Origin of the sequence: Endozoicomonas sp. NE40, assembly GCF_040549045.1 — a bacterium.
In the GTDB taxonomy this organism is placed as follows: Bacteria; Pseudomonadota; Gammaproteobacteria; order Pseudomonadales; family Endozoicomonadaceae; genus Endozoicomonas_A; species Endozoicomonas_A lisbonensis.
Window position 1 is genome coordinate 3522501 of the sequence record NZ_JBEWTB010000002.1, and the last position, 20720, is coordinate 3543220.

At 48.9% G+C, this 20720-nt stretch carries 18 protein-coding genes and 3 rRNA genes (1 of these 21 only partly in view); 12 read left to right on the forward strand and 9 right to left on the reverse strand.

The window, feature by feature from the left end; genetic code table 11:
- From V5J35_RS16810 to rrf (V5J35_RS16820), 3 genes are all read left to right on the forward strand, one after another.
- A 23S ribosomal RNA gene (locus V5J35_RS16810) occupies positions 1–1767 on the forward strand (it extends 1126 nt beyond the left edge of the window).
- Between the two features lie 123 nt (positions 1768–1890).
- Positions 1891–2006 (forward strand): 5S ribosomal RNA (gene rrf / locus V5J35_RS16815).
- Between the two features lie 83 nt (positions 2007–2089).
- Positions 2090–2205, forward strand: a 5S ribosomal RNA gene (gene rrf, locus V5J35_RS16820).
- A gap of 89 nt (positions 2206–2294) precedes the next feature.
- On the opposite strand, the gene V5J35_RS16825 is transcribed toward rrf (V5J35_RS16820), so the two are convergent.
- On the reverse strand, positions 2295–2708 hold the full coding sequence (locus V5J35_RS16825) for an RING finger domain-containing protein (RefSeq protein ID WP_354008254.1): 414 nt from the start codon (positions 2706–2708) through the stop codon (positions 2295–2297).
- A 144-nt stretch (positions 2709–2852) separates the two neighbouring features.
- On the reverse strand, positions 2853–3527 hold the full coding sequence (gene trhA / locus V5J35_RS16830; RefSeq protein ID WP_354008255.1) for a PAQR family membrane homeostasis protein TrhA: 675 nt from the start codon (positions 3525–3527) through the stop codon (positions 2853–2855).
- Between the two features lie 234 nt (positions 3528–3761).
- Between trhA and V5J35_RS16835 the strand changes: the two genes are divergently transcribed.
- On the forward strand, positions 3762–4526 hold the full coding sequence (locus tag V5J35_RS16835; protein WP_354008256.1) for an META domain-containing protein: 765 nt from the start codon (positions 3762–3764) through the stop codon (positions 4524–4526).
- 42 nt (positions 4527–4568) lie between these two features.
- Here V5J35_RS16835 and V5J35_RS16840 read toward each other — a convergent pair whose 3' ends face one another.
- Complete coding sequence (locus tag V5J35_RS16840; RefSeq protein WP_354008257.1) at positions 4569–5015, reverse strand: YaiI/YqxD family protein; 447 nt, start codon at positions 5013–5015, stop codon at positions 4569–4571.
- A 78-nt stretch (positions 5016–5093) separates the two neighbouring features.
- On the opposite strand from V5J35_RS16840, the gene V5J35_RS16845 reads away from it, so the two are divergent.
- Together V5J35_RS16845 and hisA are read left to right on the forward strand one after the other, a co-directional pair.
- Positions 5094–5936, forward strand: a complete 843-nt coding sequence (locus V5J35_RS16845) for a tyrosine-protein phosphatase (protein WP_354008258.1) — start codon at positions 5094–5096, stop codon at positions 5934–5936.
- A gap of 67 nt (positions 5937–6003) precedes the next feature.
- Positions 6004–6759 carry a phosphoribosylformimino-5-aminoimidazole carboxamide ribotide isomerase gene (hisA, locus tag V5J35_RS16850; protein WP_354008259.1) on the forward strand — a complete coding sequence of 252 codons (756 nt, stop codon included), beginning with the start codon at positions 6004–6006 and terminating at the stop codon, positions 6757–6759.
- A 155-nt stretch (positions 6760–6914) separates the two neighbouring features.
- Here the strand turns inward: hisA and V5J35_RS16855 are convergent, their stop codons facing one another.
- The gene (locus tag V5J35_RS16855; protein ID WP_262599882.1) at positions 6915–7070 is read right to left on the reverse strand and encodes a hypothetical protein; all 156 of its coding nucleotides are present in this window, start codon (positions 7068–7070) and stop codon (positions 6915–6917) included.
- Between the two features lie 515 nt (positions 7071–7585).
- Here V5J35_RS16855 and V5J35_RS16860 point away from each other — a divergent pair.
- Positions 7586–8656 (forward strand): PLP-dependent cysteine synthase family protein, encoded by a 1071-nt coding sequence (locus V5J35_RS16860; protein ID WP_354008260.1) that lies wholly within the window; start codon positions 7586–7588, stop codon positions 8654–8656.
- A gap of 88 nt (positions 8657–8744) precedes the next feature.
- Here V5J35_RS16860 and V5J35_RS16865 read toward each other — a convergent pair whose 3' ends face one another.
- Positions 8745–9731, reverse strand: a complete 987-nt coding sequence (locus V5J35_RS16865) for a LacI family DNA-binding transcriptional regulator (RefSeq protein WP_354008261.1) — start codon at positions 9729–9731, stop codon at positions 8745–8747.
- 417 nt (positions 9732–10148) lie between these two features.
- On the opposite strand from V5J35_RS16865, the gene V5J35_RS16870 reads away from it, so the two are divergent.
- Together V5J35_RS16870 and V5J35_RS16875 are read left to right on the forward strand one after the other, a co-directional pair.
- Positions 10149–10580 carry a PTS mannitol transporter subunit IIA gene (locus V5J35_RS16870; protein ID WP_354008262.1) on the forward strand — a complete coding sequence of 144 codons (432 nt, stop codon included), beginning with the start codon at positions 10149–10151 and terminating at the stop codon, positions 10578–10580.
- Between the two features lie 19 nt (positions 10581–10599).
- Positions 10600–11535, forward strand: a complete 936-nt coding sequence (locus tag V5J35_RS16875) for a 1-phosphofructokinase family hexose kinase (RefSeq protein ID WP_354008263.1) — start codon at positions 10600–10602, stop codon at positions 11533–11535.
- Between the two features lie 66 nt (positions 11536–11601).
- Here V5J35_RS16875 and V5J35_RS16880 read toward each other — a convergent pair whose 3' ends face one another.
- Positions 11602–12063 (reverse strand): hypothetical protein, encoded by a 462-nt coding sequence (locus V5J35_RS16880; protein WP_354008264.1) that lies wholly within the window; start codon positions 12061–12063, stop codon positions 11602–11604.
- Positions 12064–12329: 266 nt separating this feature from the next.
- On the opposite strand from V5J35_RS16880, the gene V5J35_RS16885 reads away from it, so the two are divergent.
- On the forward strand, positions 12330–13262 hold the full coding sequence (locus V5J35_RS16885; protein WP_354008265.1) for a LysR family transcriptional regulator: 933 nt from the start codon (positions 12330–12332) through the stop codon (positions 13260–13262).
- Positions 13263–13301: 39 nt separating this feature from the next.
- On the opposite strand, the gene V5J35_RS16890 is transcribed toward V5J35_RS16885, so the two are convergent.
- Complete coding sequence (locus tag V5J35_RS16890) at positions 13302–14591, reverse strand: BamA/TamA family outer membrane protein (protein ID WP_354008266.1); 1290 nt, start codon at positions 14589–14591, stop codon at positions 13302–13304.
- A gap of 196 nt (positions 14592–14787) precedes the next feature.
- Here V5J35_RS16890 and V5J35_RS16895 point away from each other — a divergent pair, with 196 nt between their 5' ends.
- The gene (locus V5J35_RS16895) at positions 14788–16527 is read left to right on the forward strand and encodes a SufS family cysteine desulfurase (protein WP_354008267.1); all 1740 of its coding nucleotides are present in this window, start codon (positions 14788–14790) and stop codon (positions 16525–16527) included.
- 3 nt (positions 16528–16530) lie between these two features.
- Here the strand turns inward: V5J35_RS16895 and tcdA are convergent, their stop codons facing one another.
- Entirely contained in the window at positions 16531–17307 is a 777-nt protein-coding gene (gene tcdA / locus V5J35_RS16900) for a tRNA cyclic N6-threonylcarbamoyladenosine(37) synthase TcdA (protein ID WP_354008268.1), read from the reverse strand.
- 252 nt (positions 17308–17559) lie between these two features.
- Positions 17560–19068 (reverse strand): maltoporin LamB, encoded by a 1509-nt coding sequence (gene lamB / locus V5J35_RS16905; RefSeq protein ID WP_354008269.1) that lies wholly within the window; start codon positions 19066–19068, stop codon positions 17560–17562.
- Positions 19069–19527: 459 nt separating this feature from the next.
- Here lamB and V5J35_RS16910 point away from each other — a divergent pair, with 459 nt between their 5' ends.
- Positions 19528–20637 (forward strand): MalM family protein, encoded by a 1110-nt coding sequence (locus V5J35_RS16910; RefSeq protein WP_354008270.1) that lies wholly within the window; start codon positions 19528–19530, stop codon positions 20635–20637.
- The last annotated feature ends 83 nt before the right edge of the window (positions 20638–20720 follow it).

The window sequence follows — 20720 nt, forward strand, 5'->3', positions numbered from 1 at the left end:
GGGGCTCAAACTATTCACCGAAGCTACGGGTTCAATACTTTGTATTGAGCGGTAGAGGAGCGTTGTGTAAGCGGTTGAAGGTGTGCCGGGAGGCATGCTGGACGTATCACAAGTGCGAATGCTGACATGAGTAACGATAAGGGGAGTGAGATCCTCCCCCGCCGGAAGACCAAGGGTTCCTGCGCAACGCTAATCGGCGCAGGGTGAGTCGGCCCCTAAGGTGAGGTCGAAAGACGTAATCGATGGGAAACAGGTTAATATTCCTGTACCCCTTTTGACTGCGACGGAGTGACGGAGAAGGCTAGGCCGGCACGGTGATGGTTATCCGTGTTTAAGGTCGTAGGCTGTGGGTTCAGGCAAATCCGGACCCACAAAGCCGAGAACTGATGACGAACCGGCTACGGCCGGGAAGTGGTTGATGCCATGCTTCCAGGAAAAACTTCTAAGCTTCAGGTCAAAAGGGACCGTACCCCAAACCGACACAGGTGGTCAGGTAGAGAATACCAAGGCGCTTGAGAGAACTTGGGTGAAGGAACTAGGCAAAATGGCACCGTAACTTCGGGAGAAGGTGCGCCGGCTGGTGTGAAGGGCTTGCCCCGTAAGCACCGGCTGGTCGAAGATACCAGGTGGCTGCGACTGTTTATTAAAAACACAGCACTGTGCTAACACGTAAGTGGACGTATACGGTGTGACGCCTGCCCGGTGCCGGAAGGTTAATTGATGGGGTTAGCTTAGGCGAAGCTCTTGATCGAAGCCCCGGTAAACGGCGGCCGTAACTATAACGGTCCTAAGGTAGCGAAATTCCTTGTCGGGTAAGTTCCGACCTGCACGAATGGCGTAACGATGGCCACGCTGTCTCCACCCAAGACTCAGTGAAATTGAAATCGCTGTTAAGATGCAGTGTATCCGCGGCTAGACGGAAAGACCCCGTGAACCTTTACTACAGCTTCACAGTGGATCTTGATGTTGCTTGTGTAGGATAGGTGGGAGGCTTTGAAGTGTGGACGCCAGTCTGCATGGAGCCAACCTTGAAATACCACCCTGGCAATATTGAGGTTCTAACCCAGGTCCCTTACCGGGATCGGGGACATTGTGTGGTGGGTAGTTTGACTGGGGCGGTCTCCTCCCAAAGAGTAACGGAGGAGCACGAAGGTTGGCTAAGCACGGTCGGACATCGTGCGGTTAGTGTAAAGGCACAAGCCAGCTTGACTGCGAGACGTACATGTCGAGCAGGTACGAAAGTAGGTCTTAGTGATCCGGTGGTTCTGAATGGAAGGGCCATCGCTCAACGGATAAAAGGTACTCCGGGGATAACAGGCTGATACCGCCCAAGAGTTCACATCGACGGCGGTGTTTGGCACCTCGATGTCGGCTCATCACATCCTGGGGCTGAAGCCGGTCCCAAGGGTATGGCTGTTCGCCATTTAAAGTGGTACGCGAGCTGGGTTTAGAACGTCGTGAGACAGTTCGGTCCCTATCTGCCGTGGACGTTGGAAGTTTGAGGAGAGCTGCTCCTAGTACGAGAGGACCGGAGTGGACGAACCACTGGTGTTCGGGTTGTGTCGCCAGACGCATTGCCCGGTAGCTAAGTTCGGACGGGATAACCGCTGAAAGCATCTAAGCGGGAAGCCCCCTTCAAGATGAGACTTCCCTGAGGACTAGATCCTCCATAAGAGACGTTGAAGACTACGACGTTGATAGGCTGGGTGTGTAAGCGTTGTGAGGCGTTGAGCTAACCAGTACTAATGACTCGAGAGGCTTGACCATATAACGCCAAAGCGATTTGGTGCCATGCACTAGAGAGTGTAGAGCAAGAAATACAGCTTAAGTTGAAGATTCCAGAGTAACTAGTAACTAGCTTCTAGACACTAGAGACTCAAACCAGTTTTGCCTGGTGACCATAGAGTGTTGGAACCACCCGATCCCATCCCGAACTCGGAAGTGAAACGACACATCGCCGATGGTAGTGTGGGGATTCCCCATGTGAGAGTAGGTCATCGCCAGGCACTTAATTACAAGACGCTGGATTAATTCCGGCGTTTTTGTTTCGAAGCAATTATTCGTAAGACTTGGAAACACACAAAATTTGCCTGATAACCATAGAGTGTTGGAACCACCCGATCCCATCCCGAACTCGGAAGTGAAACGATACATCGCCGATGGTAGTGTGGGGATTCCCCATGTGAGAGTAGGTCATTGTCAGGCGCTAAATTAAGAAAGCCCGACAGAGCAATCTGTCGGGCTTTTTGTTATGTACGAGAAATTGCTGATGATTGTTAGTGCCAGCCATCAAGTCACCTTTGTCTCATATAGGATGTGCCAAGGACGACAGCAACCGTAACAACAGCTATTGTTGCAAAGCGGAAAAGAATAGGTAAATCCCGTCTGCGTACCACCAGAATCCCGTTGCCTCTGCGCCCTGGGCGCTCGAATAAAGTCATTATCGGCTCATTCTCAGCATCTACTTTTCTTCGAATGCCTCTTTCTATCTGAATCAGCTCAGAGAAACCTTCTCTCACTCTACAGGCTGGACAGGCGATTGGCCCGGGTTCATCAACGTTAGGTTCATTACGAATTTTAGTTTCTACCCAGGTTTTTATACAGGTCCGGTGGAAAAACTTATTGCAGGTGCCGTTGTCGTGCTGCACTTTGTCATTGTCATTTAAGCGCGTTTCAATGCAAATGGGGCAATCCTTGTCAATATTCATCAAATACGCCTGAGTTTACAGATAACCCAGTATTCGACTTTTAATCATCGGGAAAGTTCCAGACCTGCCAGTAAAGGAGCCTGACCGGGACTCCGGAATCTGCCTGCCAGTTCTTGCTGGATAGCCGGTCAGGGGTTGTTCAGGTTAGCTGTCAGGCAAAACATAAACAAAAATAGTTGTGTAGTGACAAAGGCTTCCGGCTAATACAAACAGATGCCAGATGGCATGGTTATAGGGCAGCTTTTTCCAGACATAGAATAATACGCCCAGTGTGTAGGCCAGCCCGCCAGCAATTAACCAGGCCATCCCGCCGGCTGACAGGCTCCGGGTCAGCTCCTGTCCTACAAACAGTGCCAGCCAGCCCATTGCTACATAGGTCAGCAGCGAAAGCTTTTTGAAACGGTTCCTGAATGCCAGCTTAAAGATAATGCCTGTGAATGCCAGCAACCAGATGATGGCAAAAAGTATCCATCCCGTCGTTCCCCTGAGGGTAACCAGCAGGAAAGGTGTGTAAGTTCCCGCAATGAGTAAATAAATGGCACAGTGATCCAGCAGTTTGAAGACCTGTTTTACTTTTTCGTTCTGGAAACTGTGGTAAAGGGTCGACATGAGAAACAGAAGTATCATGCTTCCGCCGTAAATACTGAAACTAACTACACGCCAGGCGTCGCCTTGTATGGCCGCGTAAGTCACTAACAGTGTCAGCCCTGCTACACTTAGCATGGCTCCAATACCGTGGGTTACGCTATTGGCTATTTCTTCCCCAAGGCTGTAAGCCCTGTTGAGCATAGGTGGTTTTGGGAGTGGGTAGCGATTCATGATCAGTCATAAGCAGGTTGATTCGAGTAAAGATCATACTGTGCTTTTTTGGCAAATGTCATGGAAAAACCATTTTAAATTCTGAAGTTATTGAATTTTACGGTGAGCTTACTTCCGATAACTTCACCGAACCGGTTGTCAGGCGTAATATTCCGGGTACTGTCTCCATCCCACTGGAGTTGCAACAATCTCCTGGACTCTGAAGTTCAATCTGTAAGAGGTGCGATAGATATCATGAGAACCATTGGCCGTTTTGCGACGGTATTGACCGTTAGCTCTATGCTGGCAGCCTGCAGTTCAACGCATAAGCCTGTTGTTGTCACGCCGGACATGCTACAGGGGCAGATCTGGGTAATGAGTTCACTCAATGGGGAAGCTCCGGTTGGTGGAAAACGAATTACGATGGAGCTGACGCAGGGTTCTGCCTCTCAGGGTAAGGTAAATGGCAGAGGACCTTGTAACAGTTATTTTGGTGGCTATCAGATAGAGCAGGGCGAGGTCTCATTTGGACGTATTGGCTCAACAATGATGGCTTGCCGGGAACCTGTGATGCAGCAGGAGATGGCGTTCCATACTACGCTGCAGAAAACGAACCAGATGCTTATGGACGGCAGGATGCTGGTTCTGAAAGAAGCAGGTGGTCAGGACTCAATCGTTTTTATGGCTGAATCAGGTCGTGTCAGGGGCGAAGTGCATTCTTCCACAGGGAGTTTCCCCCGCAATTCTCAGATGATGATCCGGCTTAGTGACGTGAGTAAGCAGGATACCCATTTACAGACCATTGGCGAACAGAAGATCAAGATTAAAGGTGAGATTCACGGGCCGGTCGCTTTTGACCTGGCTTATGCTCCACACCTGATTCAGGCGGGTCATACGTACGCAATCTCTGTAGAAGTGCGTCAGAATGGCAAGCTGCTTTACACCAGCCAGAGCCACTACCCTTTGAATCTGGATAAAGCGGCACTGGATGTTAAAGCGGAGCCCGTGAAAAGCATGTAAGCAGATGGTTTGTTGCCAGTCACTGAGGCTGGCAACAAACATTTATGAGTACTTTGCCAGCAACCGGTCTAACTGGTTCGCAAAAGCCTGACGGTCCTGAGCAGAGAGGGATGAAGGCCCACCAGTATCGACACCGCTACTGCGCAGCTCGTCCATAAAGTTTCTCATAGATAAACGCTGCTGCACATTTTCTTTTGTATACAACTCACCTCTTGGGTTCAGTGCCAGAGCCTGTTTGCTGACAATTTCAGCAGCAAGAGGAATATCTGCGGTGATGACCAGGTCATCGGGTTGAACGTGCTGGGCGATGTAATTGTCTGCGACATCGAAGCCGGCGGGTACCTGTACTGCTTTTATCAGGGGGGATGGTGGCGTACGCAAATACTGATTTGCCACCAGAGTCAAAGGTACCCTGACTCGTTCGGCGGCACGGAACAGGATTTCTTTGATTAAATTTGGACAGGCATCGGCATCGACCCAGATGTGCATCTACAAGACCTCGTGACTGGGATTAAAAACAGTTAAGCTAAGAGAATAAATTATAAAGCATTGGGTACAGGATTGACCGTGTCGATAGAGATTACAGATGAATCCCTGAATTGCTTTCCTCCTGGCTCGCTGAGCAAACATCAGCGCCATATTCCCATGGGGACGCCCCACAATCTTCGCACTCTGGCTGGTATCCGTACGCAGGACGGTAAGACTGTTGCTGCCGGAAAACTCTATCGCTCTGATTCGGTTGCACAACTTTCCAGTGAAAGTCAGAAACGACTGGACACCCTGCAGCTAAAGGTTGTTACTGACTTCCGCTCCAGCCTTGAACAGAAAAATACGCCTCATCAATGGTCGGTGAATGATATTGACATTGTTCATCGACCTATACCGGTTATGGGGGATAATGGTCGTGCTGAAGTGATGCGGGTGTTGCAGAATGTCGATTCAGCTGAGGAGGTGGTCCGATGGCTGGGCGAACTGTATCGCAGTATGGTCATTGATTTCAGTTATGTTTATGCCGAGTGGCTGCATAGCCTGCTCAGTGATGACAGTTACCCTCAGCTTTATCACTGTACAGCTGGTAAAGACCGAACGGGAGTGGCAACGGCTTTACTGCTGAAGTTACTGGGGGTTACCGACATACTGATAATGGATGATTTCCTGCTGTCTAATGAGCTGTCTGCGGAATATATTGAAGCGCGCACTACGGGTAAAGTGACATTCAGCTGGATGCCAGAAGGGGTGAACCCTGATCTTCTGCGTCCGCTGCTGAGTGTTCAGAAAGAGTTTTTACAGGCCACATTCAGCCATATCAATGAAGAGTGTGGTAGCTTTGCTCACTATGCAAGGCAATGTCTTGATATGACATCGAAAGAAATCAGCCAGCTGCGGAAAAATCTGCTGGTGCCAGAATAGCATTCAGGCTTTTAATCAGTTGCTGGTTATGAGTGGCTGTCTATGAATTGTTCAAAGGTTGTTGTTTATGCAGTTTCGTCCCTGTATTGATCTTCACAATGGCAAGGTCAAACAGATTGTCGGCAGTTCGTTATCGGATTCAGATAATTCAGCCGCCGTTAACTTCGAGAGTGACCGTTCACCGGCAGAGTTTGCATCGCTTTATCGCAAAGATAACCTTCAGGGCGGACACGTTATAAAGCTTGGACCGGGTAATGAGGCTGCCGCAGAGCAGGCCCTTGCAGCCTGGCCCGATGGGTTGCAGGTGGGTGGTGGAATTACGGCTGACAATGCAGCTGACTATCTGGCAATGGGGGCTTCCCACGTTGTGGTAACCTCTTATGTATTTCGGGAAGGGAAGGTCCATCAGGATAATTTGAAAAAACTGGTCAGTGCCGTAGGGCGCGAACGACTGGTTCTGGATTTGTCCTGTAAGAAGAAAGACGGGCGTTACTATATCGTGACAGACCGGTGGCAGACGTTTACAGAAACGGAAATATCCAGAGAAACGCTCCATGAACTGGCGGACTCCTGTGCCGAGTTTCTGGTTCATGCAGCCTCTGTTGAGGGAATGATGGCCGGACCGGATTTGCAACTGGTTGCCCTGCTGGCCGAACATTCACCGATTCCGGTGACTTATGCAGGAGGAATAGCCTCTATTGAGGATATTGAAGCCGTCAGGACTGCGGGTAGAAATCGAATCCACATCACAATAGGCAGTGCATTGGATATATTCGGTGGCTCATTGAATTATGAAGAGGTTGTTGAGCGCTGCAAAGATTAGTGTGTTCAGGGATTAAACAAAAAAAGGATTCGTAATGAATCCTTTCTTATAACACCCATCAATTATAAAAAACAGGCTCTGTGGATATATATTGAGCCTTGGAGCAGCTGACTGTTGTTAAATGGTCAGACTGGGTGTTCTGTCGTTTTGAATGCTTATTTCAGCTTACCTTCCCGGCGCCATTTGCTTTCCTGGGAGGTTTCATCCATTCGTTCCCAGCGTTGACGCCAGTTATTTTTCTTACAGTTAGCCAGAGTATTATTTTCTGTTTCGGTGCATGGCACGGTTTGATCGCAATTGTAGTTATTCATTGTTTAATACCTGTATCAATTAAATAAATTGTCCTCTTACGTTCTCTACTTAAAGGAGGCATATTAAAATGGTCGTCTATGCCTGCGTGTGAGACGAAGGATTGTGTGATAACACAAATTAAACTGAATACTGAGTATAATTTCAGCAATTCAGCCGATGCATCCATGCTAACACAGTCAATTCAGTAATAAAGGTTTATTGTTAATTCTTTAATAAAATTCGATAATAATTGTTGATCCAGAGCAAAGCTTGTCCAGTGACGCTTATTGCGTTGAAAAACGATATGTTTTTTTGAACATATGTTCAGTGTGATAGAAAGAGTGATTGTTGTACGGTATTTAGCATTAATCGTTCGGTAGGCCGACTGTCAGGGAAAATATTCTTCATATTGTGCTATTCGCAGAAAGTTACTCTTTAAGCCAGGGTTTTAAGCCCTGAGAAAGAAAATTATTTCTGACTAAGGCTGCTTACAATAAATGAGGTATTACTTATTTTCAGGATTTGAGGAGGCATTATGGATAACGCTCATCAGTGGGTGAATGACGCTGTTCGTAAGATTGAGGCAGACTTTCAGCGCAGTGCAGACACACATTTGATAAAACTTGATCTGCCGTCTGTTAACGGCATAGACCTGTACCTGAAAGATGAGAGTACACATCCTACTGGCAGTTTGAAGCACCGGCTTGCACGCTCTTTGTTCCTTTACGCCCTGTGTAACGGCTGGATAAAAGAAGGTACGCCTGTGATTGAATCTTCCTCCGGCAGTACAGCTATTTCCGAAGCTTACTTTGCCCGCCTGCTGGGGTTGCCATTTATTGCTGTGATACCCAAGAGTACCGCCAGTAAAAAGATTCGTCAGATTGAGTTTTATGGCGGCCGCTGCCATCTGGTGGATCATTCCAGCCAGATTTATGCAGAGTCCAGACGGCTGGCGAAAGAGCTGAACGGTCATTATATGGATCAGTTTACTTACGCAGAACGTGCCACAGACTGGCGAGGCAATAACAATATCGCCAATTCCATGTTTGAGCAGATGCGGCGGGAACAACATCCTGAACCGAGGTTTGTTGTGATGAGTCCCGGAACCGGCGGCACTTCTGCAACCATTGGTCGCTATATCCGTTATCAGCAGTTGAATACACGGTTGTGTGTTGTTGACCCGGATAATTCAGTTTTTCTGAATTACTACAAAACCGGTGATGAGTCCCTGACGCTGGATGCGGGTTCCCGTATTGAAGGCATTGGACGGCCAAGGGTTGAACCATCCTTTATACCCGGAGTGGTTGATGAAATGCGCCATATTCCCGATGCCGCTTCAATTGCCACCGTCCACTGGCTGGAAAAACTGTTAGGCAGGAAAGTTGGTCCCAGTACCGGCACTAACCTCTTTGGAGCCTTGCAGATAGCCAGTGAGATGAAAGCCCGTGGCGAAACCGGGTCGGTGGTTACCCTGATCTGTGACAGCGGTGAGCGCTACCTTGACACCTGTTACGATAAGCAGTGGGTCGCCAGCAATATTGGTGATATTAAACCTTATCTGAGAAAGCTGGAATGCTTTTATCTTGATGGTGAATTGAAAACCTGACAGACCCATAGCCCGGATATAAATCCGGGCTGGTTAATGCCCAGGACCCTCTCATTATCCTTTGAAAATATTTGCTGACGACTGATTATCAGCGTCGGATTATGTCACGGGACAGGACAATCGCTTGATGTTCTGAATCGCCAGCAAGACTGGACAGCAACAGGTTAGTCGTGTGTTCAGCCATAGACGTATAGTCCTGCGGGGCGGAGTGGATGGAAAATGGCAACAGGTCAAGAATCATGTTATTGCCAAACGTTGCCCAGTTCAGTGCTTCAGGTAATAAAGCATAGTGTTCCCGAACAAAGGACAAAACACCTTCCATCAAGGTAAACGAAGCTGTCAGCAGGTTTTCCGGTAGCGCATGATGTTGACTGAAATACTCCGTGATCATTCCATAGCCAGCTTCAGCCGTGTAACTGTGGTGAAAAATATAATCTTCGTTAATGTCTATGCCGGCGTTATCTAATATTTCCCGATAGCCCTGCAGACGATTCAGGCTGTTACGCATGCCCGGGACACCACCCAGATAGACAGGTTGCTGCTGGCTGGATTCCAGCAGCAGTGATGTCAGCTGCAGCGAAGTTTCCAGATCGTTACTGATAATACAGGGATAGCTGCTGTCTGGAATTTTCCGGTCTATCAGGATGACTGGAATGCGGTTATCAGTGAGTCTTTGGTACATCTGGTCACTACTGTGGCAGCTGACGGTGACGATGGCATCGACCTGATGTCCAATCAGTGCGCGAAGCGCACAGGCTTCTACTTCCGGGTCATCTTCTGAGCAGCTTACCAGAAGGTGATAGCCCAGTTCCCTGAGTCGCAGTTCAAGGGCTCTGGCAAAACTGGCAAAGCCCCGGTGTGTGAGTTCAGGAACGATCAGCGCGACCAGTTGACTGGTATGGTTACGCAGACCAGCCGCCTGGACATTGGCAATGTAATGGTACTTTTCGGCCAGGGCTGTCACCCGTTCCTGTGTCAACTTGCTGATGCGGTACTGCTCAGCACGACCGTTCAGAATTATACTGGCTGTTGCTTTGGAAACACCTGCCAGACGTGCCAGTTCTTCCAGTTTCATATCATCGTAAAGTACTGCGAGTAGCCTACAACAGAAGGATAGTTGCTATTTCACAGATTGCTTTTAAACGACACACTACTTGAACAATTATTAAAAAATGATGATTAAGATAAATTTATTATGAACAAGCTGAATCGGTTCAGCTATAGTTTGCTTCGATTAATGAATCTTTATGAATAATCACTGTCTTGTATTAAGGGCAGGAGCAGGTAAAAACATACCGTCGTCATTCCCGCCTTCGCGGGAATGACGGGAGTGGTATTTTCTGCTTTGCCTCTACACTAAGGACGAATAATATGACAATGAAATGATGGTCGCGCTACTATGCGCTTTTATTACGGAAATTCTATTTTTATTTTTGGCTGTCTGAAGCTTCCAGGTGCTTTGTGGAAAACTAATAGCCTGATGGTCTGTTCTATGGATCACTTATTAAAGTCGCATATATTTTTGCGTCAGTTTGCGCCGAACAAATACAGGGCTCTTAAACAGGCTTGCCTGAAACTGATTGAGGCAGGTATGGTTGGACCTGGCTATTTTCATGGAATGTGCAGGCGTGAACTGCTGTCGTCTACCTATCTGGATAATGGAATTGCGGTACCGCATGGGGTGCCGGGCAGTCGTTCAGAAATAAACAACAGTGGTATGATTATTATGCAGTTTCCAGAGGGTGTGGACTGGGGGGATAACAACCGGGCCTTTCTTCTGTGCGCCCTGGCTGCCAATGGTAAAGAGCATCTAAAAATGCTCAGTCATCTTGCCTGTTCTCTGGATGATACGGAATTGTGCCGTAAACTGGCGGTGACCGAGCAGGTAGACCAGATTTACCAGTCAATTACCCGGTTCTGTTAACGGATTTTAAGGACAAATAATGATCCCACCGGTAATGACCATTACCCTTAACCCAGCACTTGATCAGACAGTCATGCTGAACCAGCTGACCACCGGGGCGCTTAATCTTGTAGAGAGTCAATGTGATATCCCCGGAGGCAAAGGAATCAATGTTGCCCGGGTGGTTTCAGACCTTGGTGGCGCGGTCAGCGCAGGAGGGCTTCTGGGAAACAACCATCGGTTGCTGTTTGAAGATTACCTGTCCCGCCATGGCGTGGCTCTCAGGCAGATCTGTGTTGAAGGGAGTGTTCGAACCAATGTAAAAGTGGTGGAACAGTCAACGGGCCAGGTAACGGAATTGAACCTTCCGGGTCTGTGTGTTTCGGATGACGTACTGCAAGCTGTTCTGGACTCTGTACTGAGGCAGCCATCAGGAAGCCTGGTTGCCGTCTGTGGCAGTTTGCCGAAAGGTGTTTCACAGCAGGCGTTTGGGGAGTTTCTGCTGGCTATCAGGAATGCAGGGCATTTTCTTGCTGTCGATACGCGTGGTGAGGCCCTGAGAACCGCGTTGTCTGTCAAGCCTCACCTGATTAAGCCTAACCTGCAGGAACTGCAGGAGCTTGAAGGACAAAAGCTGACAGCTTCTCAGGCGCTGGATAACGCTACAGAGCTTAGTCAGTCTGTTGACCACGTCATACTGTCTATGGGGGATTCCGGAGCCTGGTTTCTGGCAGGCGGAGACTGCCTCCATGCCCAGCCGGACAGTGTCAATATTGTGAGTACCGTTGGTGCTGGTGACTCCCTGCTGGGTGGTTACCTGTTTGGTTTAAGCCACAATTTTCCGTTGCATCAGATGGCTGAACTGGCAACGGCCTGTGCAATGGAGGCGGTGATGCAGGCCGGTGTTGGAATCCAGTGTCCGGATCAGCTTGAACGATTGCGAAAGAATGTCATCATTACGAGTAGACGTACATAACCATCGCCCGACAGAATTGGGCGATGGTTAGATTGTTAGAAGGGTATTGCAGGTTCGTTAAGTTCTTCAATGACGGGTGTCACTGGCTGGCATGATATTTGGGTGGCTCAGCCACTCTTCCGGGTTTTCGTCTGTTGAGTCAACGGCTTCACCGCCAGCCAGTTCCTCACGGGTGGCAATAACAGCCAGTTCCTTGGCAAAGTTCTGCAGCAGGTCAATCACCTCGTCTTTATCCTCGTTCAAGTCTTCGTCGACAAAGATTCTGAACAGTGGTGGTTGCTCAAGGTCAGCCCCTTTTCGTTTCAGTGTCATCTGCAGGCCGGAATGCTCGGGATCTGATACTTCGGCCAGCTTAAAGGTCACTGACTGAGCGTCTCGTAATACGGAAAGCAGCTTCAGGGCTTCTGCGGCACTGATTTCACCAGAGTCGACACAGGCTTCTACATATTCCCTGGCGGACATACCTGAATCTATGTAATTATCCACAAGGTCTTGCAGGTCGTCATTCTTATACTTGTTATGGCTCATGAACCCTCCATACAGCTCTGTTAGCTTCGCTTGAGAAAAGCAGCCATGACATCCTCTGTCATAATCTGCTATGAGAGCACTTCTCCAGTGTACCGAATTTCAATACAAAGGAAAGCTGGAATACGTATTTATCCATATTATCTCTATGGAGGCTGGCCGGGCAGGGCAAAAAATTTGTCCTTAATCAGTAGAACCGCTCTCGGGGCTTCTCCCCTTTCCGGTTCAGTGATACCTTTCACCCTCTTTTCGATTTGCCCAGTGAATCTATGAATCTGTCCCGACTGAATCTGAATCTGTTACCAGGTCTCAAAGCATTGCTGGATACACAAAGTGTTTCCAGGGCTGCACAGGTGATGCATGTGACCCAGTCCGCCATGAGCCGTACGCTGGGCCAGTTGCGAGAAGCCCTCAATGACCCGATTCTGATTCGCAAGGGGAACCATATTTACCTGTCAGAAAAAGCCATGAGCCTGCACGAAGAGGTCAACCGGGTGGTTCATGCTGCCAGCAGTATTTTTGAAAACCAGCAGTTTGATCCCACCACGACAGAGCGACACTTTCGTGTTGCGACTGGTCACATGGTGCTGGAAGATGTTATGCCCGGGATTATTCATAAAGTCTGGGAGCAGGCGCCTCACTTTACTTTTGAGCTGGTGGCTATGCACCCGGGGCTGACGGTGAGCAATGGCAAAATTGATATCATGGTGGGTTATATTGGTGATCCGGAAGAAGGCTTATCTGGTCACCAGTTAATGAAAGAACAGATTTGCCTGGTCGTGTGTGAAGATCATCCGTTAGCCCGCGAGCCGTTGTCCCAGGAACGGTTATTGCAGTTTCCGTTTATCATGCAGAAAAATGACCAGAATACACATCAGATAATGAACGACTACATTCGTTCATTAAGCGACAAGGTTAAAGTCCGTGCGTTCGCTCCCAGCATTATGGGCTGTATGAACCTTGTAAAAGGTACCGACAGTGTTTTTCTGGCGACAGGTTCGGTACAAACCTTTGCCCGAAGCCTGGAAGGTGTTGTGGTACGCGATGTGCCAATGGATGTTCCGGAAGTGTATTACAGCATGGTATGGCCAGAGTACTGGGCATTGAACCGTGCTCACCGCTGGCTACGGGAATTTATTCGGGACGAACTGACGGCGTTTATCGAAAGTCGTCAGATCGCCCGGTCTCCCGAAGCACTATAAAGGAAAGCCAAAGGGTCATAGTAAAACGTACCAGCCCACTCAAAAGGGTTGATTGATGAACATAATGAATCGACTGCCTTCTTCACTGGTGGCAATCTCAGCTCTGGCAGTCACCCCTTCGGCTTTAAAGCGAATGCCCGCACCCACACTGTATTTCATATCACTGTGCAGTTCCCGCGCGCTGAATGTATCGGCTACACGCCCGGCGTCGGCAAACACTGTCCACTGCCACCAGGGCAGTTCATACCAGTCGCCCAGTAACGGTAACTGTTGAAGAGGTTGCCAATGAGGCTTTACCCGGTATTCAGCGCTGTAGGATACCGCCGAACGACCATGAAAACGATTGCTGCTGTAACCTCGCAGCCGGTGCCAGCCACCCAGGGAGACACCAGAGAAAGACGATGGCCGCCGGTACTCTTCAACACCATTAACCGTTTCTGTTTTGTTCCAGGTTGGCGTATCGGCAATCCAGCCATTCAGGGCAACTACCTGTTGTTGCCATAGATGATTGTCGCCCATATCGAAAAACTGACTGAATCCCAGTTCCCAGGTACGCCATGAGTTGCGATTTTTACTGCCCCAGTCCTGAGTGACCCTGAACTCAAGATGATTGCCCGTGGTCGGTTCCTGAGTGGAATCCCGGTTGTCGTAATCCAGGATAAAGTGAGCGCCTCTGGCCGTGGTATCGTCTTCTGCAGGCATAGCTTCACCCAGGTCCTGGCGCCGATAAAATGGGCGGATTTCCAGAGTGGTGAATCCATTTGAAAACGGATTCATGGTTCCTGATTCGTGATTGGTTTCACCTTTGCGGTGCATCATGCTGGCCAGTGCGCCATCGACGCCGTCACCGATCGGCAGGATATACCGGAAGCGGGCGTAGTAATGGGACTCTTTCCCTGAGGTGCGAATATAGTTATCGGCACTGGAATCGTTACTTCCCGCCTGCTCACCGTCATAGTCAGGATTTCCGGAAACATAATAATTGGTCGCATCGTAATAGCTGTTTAGCAGTTGCAGATCGACCAGCCACTGGCTCTGGCCCGGAATCATCAGGTTGCTCATACCCAGAAAGCCCAGCCAGGAACCATTGTTTGAAGCAATGCCTGTCGCAAACACCGACATTTGAGGTTGCAGCCAGCCCGTTACAATACCGGATGCACCAACCGCTGTTCCCCAGTCTTCGGACTGAAAGGCATAAGGCACCGCAGAAAAGCTGACAGAGCTTTCCTGTTCAGGTATGGGCGCTGTATTCGGGAGAGCCTGGGTTGAAAGCGTCAGTGTCAGTAAACCAGAGGACAGTAAACCTCCCAGTCTGTTGGTTTTATTCATTCTGTCTTTGGGGTAGTCAGTAATCACTGAGCGTTAGAAGCCCGGCAAAAATACGAGGGTAATCAAGGAATTATCCGTTGAATCAGAGGTTGCCTGAATAAGGTATTGCCTCAATTTACAAACTGATCAAACTGACTTTGTTTCTCAATATACAGTAAACTGCCGATTCCTAAGCAGTAGTAAAAGTATCCATACCATGAAGAAGACGCCGTCTTCGCAAGAGTCTTCACAGGAGGCTCTGTTTGATGCGGAAGCCATCCGCAAACAGTTCCCTATTCTCAGTCAACAGGCTCATGGCTATCCACTGGTTTATCTGGATAATGCGGCAACAACGCAAAAGCCTGAATCCGTTATAGAAGCAGTCAATGGCTACTACCGGGAACAGAACGCCAATGTGCATCGTGCGTCTCATTACCTGAGTGCCAGGTCAACCAGAGCGTTTGAAATGGCAAGGGAGCAGGTGCAACAGTTTCTGAATGCCTCATCTTCTGATGAAATCATCTGGACCCGGGGGGCTACGGAAGCTATAAACCTGGTAGCCAACAGCTGGGGCAGGGCAAACCTTCAGGCTGGGGATGAAGTTCTGCTGACCTGTCTGGAGCATCATGCCAATATTGTTCCCTGGCAGCTGGTGGCGGAAGCAACAGGTGCTGTCATCAAAGTGGTGGATATCCGACCGGATGGCGAATTGTGTATGGACAGTTTTACAAGGCAGCTGTCTGACAAAACGCGAATAGTCTGTGTCACCCACGCCTCTAATGCCATTGGCACCATCACGCCGGTGGCTGAAATAATCACTGCGGCTCATGAGTCAGGAGCGCTGGTTCTGGTCGACGGCGCCCAGATGGTGGCGCACCAGGCCGTCGACGTGCAAAGGCTGGGTTGTGATTTTTACGTGTTTTCCGGTCACAAAGTATTTGGGCCGACCGGCATTGGCGTACTTTACGGTCGCAAAGCTCTGCTTGAAGCCATGCCGCCCTGGCAGGCGGGTGGCGAGATGATTGAACAGGTCAGTTTTTCAGGTACTCGCTTTAACACCCTGCCGTTCAAATTTGAAGCGGGTACGCCCAATGTTACCGGTGTGATCGGCATGGCAGCTGCGCTTGATTTTTTACAGTCGCTCAACATGCCTGATCTGGCTGAATACGAGCTTTCATTAAGGCAAAAGGCGGAAGCAGGTCTGCGTGCCATACCGGGAATCAGACTGATAGGGCAGGCGTCTGAAAAAGTATCAGTGGTGTCGTTTATTTGTGACACGTTGCACAATCAGGATATTGGCTTGCTGCTGGACCAGCAGGGGATTGCTGTGCGTACGGGTCACCATTGCACCATGCCATTGATGGAACGGCTTAACTTGTCGGGAACCGTCCGTGCCTCGTTGTCGGTCTATAACACTGAAGAAGATGTCGATCGCTTTTTGTCTGCAATGAGATTACTGGTGACTTCTGAAGATCACACAGGTGAGGAGTTTCAGGGGCAGTCTGCTCAACGTTCCGAGCTACCGGAATTTTATCAGACCATGAAAGCGTTCAATGACCAGCCTGTACCATCCAGCCTGATCGAGAGCCATAACTGGCAGGAAAAGTACCGTCAGATCATGCTGTTGGGCAAGCGTATGCCCTCGCTGCCGGATAGCTGGAAAACCGAAGATGCCAGACTGCATGGTTGTGAAAGTACCGTATGGATTCATCACTATTACGACCAGGAAACCATGCAGCTGTATTTTGCCGCCGACTCCGATGCCAGGGTGATTCGTGGTTTGATTGCGCTGGTTCTGGCGAAAATCAATGGTCGGCAACCGGGCGACATAAGTCGTTTTGATATCGATGGCTATTTTGAACAGTCAGGGTTGTTGACTCATTTAAGCCCGTCACGAGGTAACGGGCTCAGGGCCATTGTGTCGGAGATTCTGTCGCAGGCGCATCGTTACCATTAAGCTTCAGGCTGTCAGTTTTTTGATAATTCGGGAGACTGCTGCAAAGCCAAAGGTCGCTGTCACAACCGTCGATGCTCCAAAACCACCGGCACAGTCCATTTTGGTAGAACCCAGGTCGCTGGGTTTTTGCTGACAGATGCTACCATCAGGGTGTGGATAAACAGCCTGTTCACTGGAAAAAACACAGTCAACACCGAATTTACGTTTGGTGTTTTTGCTGAAACCATGAAAATCCCGTAGATGGGTTTTAACCTTCCGTGCCAGGGGGTCGTGCCAGGTTTTGGTCAGGTCGGTAATCTGAATCTGGGTCGGATCGGTCTGGCCGCCAGCTCCACCCGTGGTAATGATGGGTATTTTATTGCGCTTGCAGTGATTGATCAGCGCGGCTTTAACCCGGAAGCTGTCAATGGCATCCAGAACGTAGTCAAACTCGCTGGTAATCAGTTCAGCAATGTTTTCCGGTGTAATAAAGTCTTCAATGATCTGGCAGTCGCAATTCGGGTTAATAGACCGGACTCTCGCCTGCATCACCTCGCACTTGGACTGACCAATGGTGTCTGTTGTGGCATGCAACTGTCGGTTGATGTTGGTTATGCAGATATCGTCCAGGTCAATCAGAGTGATTTTACCCACAGCCGTTCTGGCCAGCGCCTCTGCTGCCCAGGAACCGACTCCACCAATGCCAATTACGCAAACGTGGGATTGCCCCAGTTTTTCTTCAGCGTCCATGCCATAGAGGCGGCGGATACCGCCAAAGCGTTCATCAAGGGTGGTGCTCATAACGTTCGTTGGGCTCAGAATTCAGTAGAAAAGGCGCGGATTATAATACCATCTCCGGTTGAGTGCTATTTCGCCAGAGAACGTTTTGCAGTTATCCCCAAAGTCTGTGGATAACCTATGGTATAACTTTGTGGCAACGGTTTCTGACGCCGATGAAATAACTGGTTTGAATAATTGATCAAAAAACAAACAAAAAAAAGGGCAGATAAATCCACCCTGAATCGATTGAGTAGATAGTTGTTTGTTGTCGTCTTACCACCAGGCTTCCATCTGTACGCCAAAGGTCATGCCGTCCGTTGCCCTGCCAAAGTTCTCTCTGATCAGTTTTCTGTCACCACCAATTCCTACTGTACTCGGGTAGCAGCTATTTTTCACAACGTTGGCAGGACACTTGATTTCATCCCAGTTGGCATAGGTCACGAACACCCGGATAACCGGTCTTACCCAGGCTCCGAAACGAGGGTGGAATTGTTGTGCCAGAGTGACCTTGAAGAGTTGGGAATCGGCAAATTCTTTTTTATATCTTGGTTCCGTAGTACTTGGCAGTGGCACGACAAACTCGGCACCATTTTTAACCTTGTCCCAGCCAAAGTCCAGAACGGTACTGGTTAGTTCGCTCCATTTCCATTGGGGACGTATGCCAATGGTGTACAGGTCCAGTTTGTTTGGAGCCAGAGCGGTTCTCTCAATATCTTTTGAATAGTCCATTTGGGTCCAGGCCAGTACATAGGTTACGTCCAGACGATCCATAATGGGAATCTGGCCAAAGTTGATAACCCGGGTCATCTTGCTGCCACTGAACAAATTGGATGGTTGTGAGGTTCTGCCGTCTGATCCCACTCCGGGGCCGGTCATTGCGTCGGTGGCGTATTGCACGACAAAGTTGTTAAATCCGCCCATGGGGAAAGCGTAGGATAATTGTGCCGTTCCCATATAGCCGTCTTGGTCATAATTTTTTTTGTTAGGCACTTTGTCGCCCGGAGATCCCTTGCCGTAGTTAAGACCCAGTTCCAGAGTCAGGTCGTCTGTCAGCTTCAGGTCACTGAGCCTGAGGTCAAGGATGTTGGTGGCAATTTTTCTCTCTTTATAAGTGAACCCTCCTTCATCATAGGGATTATCAGTGGTCGGGTCTGGTGGGGTGTACTCACTGCTGAAAATTACATCAGCTTCATTTCTTATCCATGCCAGGTGGAATTTACCAAAGCCTGCGTTAATGTCTTCAATGCCAGCACCCGGGCCTGAAACATTCCAGTAGTACCAGTCTATCTGGTGTATGTCGTGACGCTGGTAGTATTTCTTCCCTGCCCAGAGCCTGGCACCAGGCAGGGCGGGAAAAATGTTTTCAGCGGATATATTGGCTTCCCTGAGAGCAAAATCATCGCTTGGATTTTCGAAATCTTTCTGTTGATCAACACTGTAGGCAATCAGGGTATTCATTTTGAATATGGTGCCGTTATCGGTAGCCAGTGTGGCCTGCAAAGCCTGTTCTGTATAGGTTTCACATTCATTCCCTAACCTGTGCTTATAGGGCGCGCCAGCCGCCTGAAAACAGGCCTGCTTACCCCCTTTACCGGAGCTGCCAATACCTGAGCGAACGTATCCATAGTAAGTAAGATCCATTCTCTCGGCCGCAGAACCATATTTCTCATCCATCGTCTCTGCCAGAGCGTCAGGACCAGATATTGTGGTCAGCGAAACGACTCCCAGGCTGTACAGTGCGAAGCGCAGAGCGCTGGTCAGCGGGGACTGTTTCTGAGTCATGACAAAACACCTTGTGTGTGTTTGAACTATCCGGAAACTATCTGACATTTAGGAGCTACCTGACATTCAGGAGCTGTACAGAGACCTGAGGCATTGCTGACAGACAGTCAGCAGACCAGCAACAGACAAATAATATCTGTTGTCTGTCTTAAAAATTACTGTTGGTTTTTTTAAATAATACGAACATCTCTGAATGACAAACTCGCCGTTTTGCAGCAGATTCCAGAACCATAGTGAAGGCTTTTCTGTTTTAAAGGTGAATAATTATTTTCACCTCATACCAAAGTAGTTCAGGGTTTAATACTCAGCAAACCACTGAAAAGTCTTTTTTTGTTTATCTTTGTTTCGTCTTTTAACATTGTGTTTTCATCGGCTTCCGACATTAAACGCACCACGCGGATAATCTGTGCTCTATTGTTTATGAGTTCAAAGTTTATGGGTTCAAACAGGGGTGTGATTATGAAACTTCTGGTCAGGGGGCTGACTTTTGCCCTGATAGCTGTCGTGATAGCAACAGGATATGGGTGTGCAACGTTTCAGGCTGACGAACAGGAAGGCGGATTGCCGGATGCGAATCAGGGTAAAACGTTTCATTCCATTGCTGATATCACCTGTCAGCCGCTGGTACTGATGCCGGGAAAAGGCAGGGCCAGAGTAGTGATTAATGAATTTACGGCCCGGCTTGAGCAGCCATCGGGTCTGACTCCGGTGCTGGCCTACCAGATTCCTGAACATGGGATGCACAAAATAGCCATAGACAGTTTTGTTATTCATCATTCTCGTTTTGGAGATGGCGGACAGGGTGATAATGAGCTGTTTTATCCGGAAATCGCATTGCTGGACCAGAACAATGTGCTGATCAGTAAAGTTGATCCGGGGCATATCGGGTATAAAAAACCAGGCTTTACGACGGAAGAGGGTGTAGGCACTTCATTTACCATTGATAATCGCGGTGCAATGCCGGACAAACCAGCCTGTCTATTGATTTATACGACAGATGCTTTAAGAAAAGGCACAACGCCACTGATTAATGAAGAGAAGGAGTACGCTAAGGTACGCGGTGTTGTACCGCCTCCGATTCCTGATCCGGTAGCACGACATGGAAATGCGGGACATTTGATGATTTCAGTAAAAAGCGATGGACTGATGCCTGCCAGCCGTCCTGCTGTGGTTCTGGCTGCTGCCTCCCATCAGGTTGTTCACAAGCCAGCTCGACCAGCCAGCCCGGTTCTGGATCAGCGTACCCGGGAAATACGCAATCATTATGTGGATGGAATAAAAAATGCTCTGGACCAGGGCAATGTTTCTGCTGCCCTTGATCAGCGGACAGAGTTAAAATCCATTACGGCTGACGCTGAATATTATTTTCTGAATAACTACGGTAAACCCAAAGCAGTCATTCAAAGTGTTCACGGAGACGCTGGTGGCAGTTTTGCCGATAAAGCCCGGAATGTATATAAAGAGCGAATGAGTGATTATTTCAAACAGGGTAAGGGTTCTGCTGCACTGCAATTGCTGGACGAAGTGAAGTCGTTGCAGATGGATGTGGATCAATTATTTGACCGGTAAAGCCTGTCGTCATCCCCGCGAATGCGGGGATCCACCGTTTGTGGTGGGTTCCCGCCTGCGCGGGAACGACAGTAAGATTTGCT